The organism is Acetanaerobacterium sp. MSJ-12 (genome assembly GCF_018917875.1).
GTDB classification, from domain to species: Bacteria; Bacillota; Clostridia; order Oscillospirales; family Ruminococcaceae; genus Bittarella; species Bittarella massiliensis.
In genome coordinates this window covers 52,245-60,328 of sequence record NZ_JAHLPK010000013.1, presented here as the reverse complement: position 1 = coordinate 60,328, position 8,084 = coordinate 52,245, and the positions used below count along the sequence as shown (strand labels likewise).

General features: G+C 62.6%; 9 protein-coding genes. 7 read left to right on the top strand and 2 right to left on the bottom strand.

Going from position 1 to position 8,084, the window contains the following annotated elements; all coding sequences use genetic code 11:
- From KQI11_RS12640 to KQI11_RS12615, 6 genes are all read left to right on the top strand, one after another.
- Nucleotides 1–768 (top strand): DUF5011/hyalin repeat domain-containing protein (locus KQI11_RS12640; RefSeq protein ID WP_216402378.1); only part of this gene is annotated, 768 nt, incomplete at its 5' end.
- 207 nt (nt 769–975) lie between these two features.
- On the top strand, nt 976–1,896 hold the full coding sequence (locus tag KQI11_RS12635) for a carbohydrate kinase family protein (RefSeq protein WP_216402377.1): 921 nt from the start codon (nt 976–978) through the stop codon (nt 1,894–1,896).
- 270 nt (nt 1,897–2,166) lie between these two features.
- On the top strand, nt 2,167–2,721 hold the full coding sequence (locus tag KQI11_RS12630; protein ID WP_216402376.1) for a hypothetical protein: 555 nt from the start codon (nt 2,167–2,169) through the stop codon (nt 2,719–2,721).
- A 260-nt stretch (nt 2,722–2,981) separates the two neighbouring features.
- Nucleotides 2,982–4,382: an MATE family efflux transporter gene (locus tag KQI11_RS12625; protein WP_216402375.1), complete on the top strand. Its 1,401-nt coding sequence runs from the start codon at nt 2,982–2,984 to the stop codon at nt 4,380–4,382.
- A gap of 80 nt (nt 4,383–4,462) precedes the next feature.
- Nucleotides 4,463–5,335 carry a patatin-like phospholipase family protein gene (locus KQI11_RS12620; RefSeq protein WP_216402374.1) on the top strand — a complete coding sequence of 291 codons (873 nt, stop codon included), beginning with the start codon at nt 4,463–4,465 and terminating at the stop codon, nt 5,333–5,335.
- On the top strand, nt 5,332–6,297 hold the full coding sequence (locus tag KQI11_RS12615) for a D-2-hydroxyacid dehydrogenase (RefSeq protein WP_216402373.1): 966 nt from the start codon (nt 5,332–5,334) through the stop codon (nt 6,295–6,297). The genes KQI11_RS12620 and KQI11_RS12615 overlap by 4 nt, the downstream gene beginning before the upstream one ends.
- A 467-nt stretch (nt 6,298–6,764) precedes the next feature.
- On the opposite strand, the gene KQI11_RS12610 is transcribed toward KQI11_RS12615, so the two are convergent.
- Complete coding sequence (locus KQI11_RS12610) at nt 6,765–6,944, bottom strand: hypothetical protein (protein WP_216402372.1); 180 nt, start codon at nt 6,942–6,944, stop codon at nt 6,765–6,767.
- Nucleotides 6,945–7,114: 170 nt separating this feature from the next.
- On the opposite strand from KQI11_RS12610, the gene KQI11_RS12605 reads away from it, so the two are divergent.
- Nucleotides 7,115–7,498 (top strand): hypothetical protein, encoded by a 384-nt coding sequence (locus tag KQI11_RS12605; RefSeq protein ID WP_216402371.1) that lies wholly within the window; start codon nt 7,115–7,117, stop codon nt 7,496–7,498.
- Nucleotides 7,499–7,612: 114 nt separating this feature from the next.
- On the opposite strand, the gene KQI11_RS12600 is transcribed toward KQI11_RS12605, so the two are convergent.
- Nucleotides 7,613–8,059 (bottom strand): Fur family transcriptional regulator, encoded by a 447-nt coding sequence (locus tag KQI11_RS12600; protein ID WP_216402370.1) that lies wholly within the window; start codon nt 8,057–8,059, stop codon nt 7,613–7,615.
- Between the last annotated feature and the right edge of the window lie 25 nt (nt 8,060–8,084).

The window sequence follows — 8,084 nt, the reverse complement described above, 5'->3', positions numbered from 1 at the left end:
CGGGTGGGGGACTACGTCCTCATCTACACCGTCACCGACCAGGACGGCAACCGGGTCAGCATCAAGTTGAAGTACCACCTCATCAGCAAAACGCCCCCGGCGGTGGTGCCCAGCGACCCGGACCACCCCCTGCCCGACCCCATCCCCCTGCCCGACCCGGTGCCCGGCAGCCAGAAGAAGCACTGGAACATCAAGGACAGCCTGACCGAGTGGGTGCGGGAGGAACAGCTGGACAAGGCGGCGGTGCTGGACTGGATGAAGGGGCGCTACCCCATGCAGTCCCAACAGAGCAATGGCGAACTGGTTTACAGCCTGTTGCTCTTTGACCAGAACGGCCGCCCCGCAGAGGGGATCGACCGGTCGCGGCCGGGCGGTTACACCGTCTTTTTCACCGCCACCGACTCGGTGGGCAACACCACCACGGTGCAGTTGGACTACACCCTCAAGGAGCGCACCGCTGACGCTGAGATGGACGGCCCCGACGGAGAAGGCGGCGGGGGAGCCGGCCAGAATGGCGGACAGGGAGGCGGCGGCTCTGCTGGCACCCTGCCCTTTACTGGGACTGGGCGCTGTGGGGTGCACATGCTGGCCCTCTTCATCGCTTTGGCATCCCTGGGATATACCCTCATCAAGCGATTTGCGGGCCGGACCCCCGCCTGGCTGGATTGGCTGCTCTACCGCTGGCCTCCCTCGCCTGCTGTGCGCTGGCCCTCTTTCGCCAGTGCCGGTGGGACATGCCCGCCATCCTGCTGGCCGTGGCGGTGGTGAGTGTCTGCTCCCTCTGGGCGGCCCGTCAGATGGGGGGAGAGGACACCGACGCCCTCTCTGAATAGTTTCTTTCCCTTTGTGCAAAACACCCAGAGATAGGGGTTCATTTCCAGCAACCCTACAATGTGGGCCGCGGCTCTTGAAAAGGCCGCGGCCCTGCTGGTATAGTGGGGGTGTACGAAAACCTGTTGCAAAGGAGGAGCAGCTGTGAAATACATTGTGGCGGGAATGACCATCACCAACGACGTGGTCTTTGCCGACGGCACCAAGAGCGATTGCCACCTGGGGGGCGCCATCTTCTCGCTGGAGGGGGTGCGCACCTACACCGACGACGTGCTCTACGTCTCCAACGTGGGGGACGATTTTGAGGAGTACTACGGCGAGTGGATGGCCCGCAACAACATGAAGTTGGACGGGATGAGCAAGGTGCTCGAACACACCCACTACAACATCGTCAAGTACCACCCGGACGGCACCTATTACGAGTACTCCATCTACGGGCCGGAGTTTGAGGCCCGCAACCGCGAGGCCACCTGGATCAACGCGGACCAGGTGCTGGCCGTCTGCCAGGGGGCCAAGGCCATGTACATCGACAGCCACGAGAAGGAGCCCTTCTGGCAGCGGGTGGACGAGGTGCGGGCGACCGGCTGTCAAATCCTGTGGGAGCCCCCCACCAAGTGTCTGGTGGACCCAGAGGTGCGGGAAAAGACCTGGAAAATCATCGACAAGGTGGATATGTACACCATGAACCGGCCTGAATCCTTTGCCTTTTTCGGGGTGGACAGCGAAGAGGCGGTGCTCGAAAAACTGTTGGAGTACGGCAAACCATGCTTCTACCGGGTGGGCTCCAAGGGCTCGTACATGGTGTCGGGGGGGAAGTACGCCTTTGCCCCCAGCATCGACATCGGCGAGTTCGTGGACCAGACCGGCTGTGGAAACTGCTCCACCGCGGCGGCCATGTACGCCTATTTCGAGGGGTATGACAACCTGATGGTGGCGGTGATGGCCAACATCGCCGCGGGGTACAACCTGCTGCAGTACGGCCCCTACCCCCACTTCACCCCCGAGGTGACCGCCGACGCCCTGGCCCTGGCGGAAAAGACCTGCACCGAGCTGCGGGCCAAATAAAGACTCCTCTACATCCACAAGGGGGCGGCGGCCGGTTTGGCTGGCCGCCCTCTTTTTTGCCCACAAATAAAATAGGGGGAGGGAAGGGGGCCTTTTTCTCACCTGAAAACCGTGGTATAATAGCCGCAATGCGATTGCACCGGGACGGCCCGGCAGATGGATAAATTTCGTTTTTCCTCCGCCTCGCGACCCATACCGCTGCACGCTTCGAGCCGACGGCAGCGCGGCCGCATTCAGCCGGCGGCCGGCCGGGAAAAAAGGAGGGAGAAGATGGGCGAGCAAAGTCCCAAACGCAAGCTGTTTAACATCGTGCTGCTCTGCTGTGCGGCGGTGCTGTTGGTGGGGGTGGTCAACTACTTTCTCAACGGCCGGGGCCACAGCAAAAAAATCGATGCCGCCGAGCTGATGGAGCGCTACCAAGCCGCCTGTCAGGAGGCGGGGCTGGCGGCCGACTGGGAGGCCATGACCTTCTCTGAAAACACCTGGAACGCCAAGTTTGCCGCCGGCGAGGGGCAGCTGACGATGCGGGTGGAGCAAAACGACAAGGGCTACCTGAAGGCCGCCCAGTTTCAGTGGGACACCGGCTCTGTGCGCGACGAGGAGATGCGCCCCTGGGTGGACGCCATGTTCCTCTGCGCCGATGTGGAGCTGGCCGCCAGCGACCTGGACTCGGTCTGGTACAACCTGACCGACGAGTCCTCCATCAAGAAAAACGACCAGGGGGCGGACACCTCCTCCTACTCGCTGCACAAGATGGCCTTTTCCTGGTACCGAGACGAAAAGTTTACCGCCGTGTTGGTGGGGGACCCGGGGGCCTACCGGTAGGCTTTTGATTTTGCAATTTTAGTATAATTATAATTCTATATTACTGTTTGTATTAAAGGAGGGCAGGTTTTCCCACCTACCCTCCTTTTTTGCGCCCATTTCCCGTTTTTTCCCGCAGGAGAAAGGCTGCCGCGCGCCGCCGGATTTTGTCCGCAGCTCGACAAAAGAGGGGCGTTTTGGTTGGCGAAAACGCTTTGGTTGTGCTACTATATTGAGTGGTAGAAAATGACCGGGGGAGACCCCTGAAAGGAGAGACCAATTTGGAAGCACACGAAGAAAAGCAGAATCAATTTGCCACCGGAAACATCTTTAAACTGGTGCTGAAACTGTCCATCCCCGCCATCACGGCCCAGCTCATCAACGCCCTGTACAACATCGTCGACCGGATGTACATCGGCCGGATGGAGGGGGTGGGGGCCGCCGCCCTCACCGGGGTCGGGGTGTCGATGCCCATCATCATGATCATTTCGGCCTTTGCCGCCCTCATCGGGATGGGGGGCGCCCCCCTCACCAGCATCCGCCTGGGGGCGGGGAAGAGGGAGGAGGCCGAGTCCATCCTCGGCAACTGCATGGCCCTACTGGTGGCGGTGGGGCTGGTGCTGACGGCGGTCTTCCTCCTCTTCAAGCGGCCGATGCTGCTGGCCTTCGGCGCCAGCGAGAACACCCTGCCCTACGCCGACAGCTACCTGACCATCTACCTGCTGGGCACCCTCTTTGTGCAGACCAGCTTGGGGATGAACGCCTTCATCAACTCCCAGGGGTTTGCCGGCACCGGGATGGTGACCGTCCTCATCGGCGCGGTGCTCAACATCATCCTCGACCCCATCTTCATCTTCGGGCTGGGGATGGGGGTGCAGGGGGCGGCTTTGGCCACCATCCTCTCCCAGGCGGTGTCGGCGGTCTGGGTCATCGCCTTCCTCTGCTCGAAAAAGACCATCCTCAAAATCAGACGGCCCAACCTAAAGCTCTGGACCCCCCACTCGGGGCAGGTGTTGGCCCTGGGGATGGCCCCCTTCATCATGCAGTCCACCGAGAGCTTGGTGCAGATCGCCTTCAACTCCAACCTGCAGCTCTACGGCAACGACCTCTACGTGGGGGCCATGACCATCCTCTCCTCGGTGATGCAGGTGCTGCTGATGCCCCTGATGGGCTTTACCCAGGGGGCCCAGCCCATCATCGGCTACAACTACGGGGCGGGCAACGCCCACCGGGTGAAAAAGGCGGTGGGCTACTCGGTGGGGCTGTGCATGGTCTACGCCGTGGCCATGTGGCTGGCCATCCGCCTGGCGCCCACCGTCTTCACCGGCATCTTCACCAGCGACCCGGCCCTGACCGAGACGGCGGTGGGGGCGATGAACATCTTTTTCTTCTCGATGTTCATCATGGGCGCCCAGTGCGCCTTTCAAAACGCCTTTATCGCCCTGGGGAAGGCGAAGGTGTCCATCTTTTTGGCGCTGCTGCGCAAGGTGATCCTGCTCATCCCCCTCATCTACATCCTGCCCCACTTCTTCGGCACCGACGGCATCTTCACCGCCGAGCCGGTGGCCGACTTTTTGGCGGCCGTGACCACCATCACCGTCTTTTTGACCCAGTTTGGGAAGATCCGCCGGGAGATGGACGAGACCCGTCTGCAATTCGCCCAGAAAGAGGCTGCGGACTGACTGCAACCAGAAACATGAACGGCGCGCCGGACAGCCCTTTCCAGGGGGAAACGGCGGAAACAGAACAAGGAGGGAAACCATTGAAAACAGCGCTGGTATTGGAGGGCGGCGGCATTCGCGGGACCTACACCGCAGGGGTGCTGGACGTCTTTTTGGAGGAGGGGATCGCCTTCCCCTATGTCATCGGCTCCTCGGCAGGGGCCTGCAACGCCTGCTCCTACCTCTCGGGGCAGAAGGGGCGGCAGTACACCATCAACACCAAGTACCTGGATAAACGGTACGCCGGCTTCTGGCAGCTGATGAAAAACGGCAGTTTCATGAACATGGACTACCTCTTTCACACCCTGCCCACCGAGCTTGTCCCCTTTGACTTTGACGCCTTCGACCAAAACCACACCACCTTTTACGCCACCGCCACCAACTGCTACACCGGCATGACCGAATACTTTGAGAAGGAGGGGATGGACCGCTTCCTCACCCCGGTGCGGGCCTCCTCCTCCCTGCCGCTGATGACGCCGATGGTGGTCTGGAAAAAGGCCGCCTATCTGGACGGCGGACTCACCGATCCCATCCCCTTTCAGCGGGCGCTGGAGGACGGAAACGACCGGGTGGTGGCGGTGCTGACCCGCCCCCAGGGCTATGTGAAGAAAAAGCCGGACAGCTTTCACGCCATCAAGAGCGTGTACAAGGAATTTCCCCAGTTTGTCGCCGCGGTGAAGGAGCGGCCCCAGGTCTACAACGGCCAGACGGCGGCCCTGACCCAGTTGGAGGGGCAGGGGAAGGCTTTTGTGCTGCGCCCCAGCGAGAGCATTCAGATGGGGCGGGTGCGGGCCAAACCCGAGCAGGTGGAGGCCCTCTACCAGCTGGGGCAGAAGGACGCCAGGGACAACCTGACGGCCCTCAAGCAGTTTTTGCTGCGGGGCGACGAGGCCAGCGAGGAGGTGACCCAGTGAAAGCAGTGGTTTTGGACGGATACACCCTCAACCCGGGGGACTTGAGCTGGGAGGGGGTCTCCTCCCAGGTGGAGGAGTTCACCCTCTACGACGGCACCCCCCAGGAGCTGGCCGCCCAGCGGATCGGGGACTGCGAAATCGTCTTCACCAACAAGGTGGAGATCACCCGCGAGGTGATGGAGGCCTGCCCCTCTGTGAAGATGGTGGGGCTGTTGGCCACCGGCTACAACATCGTGGACATTGCGGAGGCGGCGCGGCGGGGCATCTATGTCTGCAACGTGCCCAGCTACTCCACCCCTTCGGTGGCGCAGATGACCTTTGCCCTGCTGCTGGAAATCGTCAACGGGGTGGGCTTGCACGACGAGTCGGTCAAGGCAGGGGAGTGGACCGGCTGCAAGACCTTCTCCTACTGGAAAAAGCCCCAAGTCGAGCTCTGCGGCAAAACCTTCGGGGTGGTGGGCTTCGGCAGCACCGGGCGGGCGGCGGCTGCCATCGCCCGCGCCTTTGGGATGGAGGTGCGCGTCTACACCCGCACCCAGCGGCCCGAACTGCTGGGAGAGGGAATGGCCTTTTGCACCCTGGACGATCTGCTGCGCACAAGCGATGTGATCAGCCTCCACTGCCCGCTGACGGATGAGACGCGGGATCTCATCGACGCCGACGCCCTGCGCCGGATGAAGGAGGGGGCCATCCTCCTCAACACCGCCCGGGGCGCCCTCTGCGACGAGGGGGCGGTGGCCGACGCCCTGCGCGCGGGCCGGCTGGCCGGGGCGGGATTTGACGTGGCCTCAGTGGAGCCGATTGCCGCCGACAACCCCCTGCTGACCGCGCCCAACTGCTTTATCACCCCCCACATCGCCTGGGCGACCAAGGCCGCCCGCAGCCGGTTGATGGAGGTGCTGGGGCAAAACCTGCGCGCCTTTTTGGCCGGAGAGCCCCAAAACGTGGTCAACGGGCTGTAAAAAGAGCGGGTACTTTTGGGCAGAAAACGCGCTCCTCTCTTTTCTTTTTCTGTCTTAGGCGATCATGTCTCCCCCTCACCTGTCATTGTCATCCTTCTCTGCAAAGGGGCGGCCTGTATTGGACAGCCGTCAGACCTCCGCAGCCCCTGTATTCAGGCCGTTGGCACCAGCCGCGCTGAGAAGCGTTGAGGGAATGGGGCCAGGGGGGAAACTCTGTCAAAGGAATCGCCGCTCGCCCGGGCATTTGCCATCCGATAAATGCCCTCACACCAGCTGAGAATTGCCCTACCCACCTTTGCAGCGCCCTCGCGACATCGGGCTCGAGAACGCGCTGCCCACCTTTGGATAGCCACTGTCTAGCGCTCTTTTCCCCGTCTCGGGAGAGGGGAGACAAAAAGAGAGGTTTCGGCCAGCACCGATCAGCAGGTGCCGGGCCGAAACCTCTTTTTTCATTTTGATTTGCTCACTTAAGTGTTCCAGCGGCGGAGGCGGTTGTCTTCCCTGCGGGGGTCGCCCAGCAGGCGGCCCAGTTCAAAGGCAGCCACCACCGCTGCCATGGCGATAGACGCCAGGTCCAGCGGACAGCGGCGGAAGGCGATCAGGGCCAAGAGGGCCAGAGCCAACAGAGTGAAAAAGCCCCAATCCAATAGGGGGATCGGTTCCCCGCTGCTGCTGCGGGGCGGTGGCTGCCTCTGTCTCCCTCTGCGCCCTCTCGCCGGTCAAACTGGGGGAGATGCGCTGAAATCCATCCCCCACCAGCGGGCCGGTTATCCTCACCGCCCAAGTAAAGAGCGCCCTTCCCCTGCGGGAAGTCCACTTGGAAGGGGAGGGACAGCGGATCCCCCTCTCTCCCGCCGGCAGCGGCTACACGGCCGACATCCCCCGCAATGGGCACTACCTCCTCACCGCCGTGGGAAACAATGGGCAGCGGGACAGCCAGAAGGTGACGATCGACTGCATCGACACCGCCGGACCCCAGCTCCTCGCGATAGAGACCTGCTCCGCGCGGGTCTGGGTCACCCTGCAAGACGACCTCGCCGGCGGGGCGTCGATCACCGCCACCGGGGAGGACGGCGCCACCTACGACCCGGTGGACAGGGATGGAAATCTCCTGGCCCTCTCTCTGCCCTTGGGCCACTACACCCTCACTGCCCGCGACCAGCTGGGGAACCTCTCCTCGGGAGAGCTGACGGTGGAGTGACCTCTCCCGCTTCAAAACCGCTGGTCGACAGAGGGTGTGCGATACCTGTCGACCCCTCAGAAAACAGCAAAAAAGGGGCCCGACTGAAGAAGTAGTCGGGGCCCCTTTTTGCTGTCAAACCTTCCTGTCTTTTGCCTTCTCTCGGCACTCGGCGCAGACGCCGGTAAACTCCAAGCTGTGGCCCTGCACCAAAAAACCGGTGGTCTCATAAATTTCCCGCTCCAGTCCTTCCAGCGGGCACTGGCTGAGGGAAAAACTTCGCTGACAGACCAGACAGCGCAGGACGTGGGCGTGGTGTTCCCGCCGCAGGGCGTAGAGGGCGCCGCCGTCGGCCCCCAGGCGGCGGTAGACCAGCCCCCGCTCCTCCAGTGCGGCGAGGGTGCGGTAGACGGTGGAGCGGTTGCAGCCGGCCGGGTCGCCGATGCACTCGGCCACCGCCTCAGCTGCCAGGGGTCCGCCCGCCTGCAGAAGGGCGGCCAGCACCAGCTGCCGCTGGCGGGTGACCCGCATCCCCCCCTGCCGCAGGAGGGCGTCTGCCTCTTCTCTCATCTGGTTTTCCACAATTCCACACCCCTTTGGTTGAAAA

Coding starts and splice junctions, on each gene's coding strand:
- KQI11_RS12630 (WP_216402376.1), top strand. CDS start 2,167: ATGGGCGAGCAAAGTCCCAAACGCAAGCTGTTTAACATCGTGCTGCTC.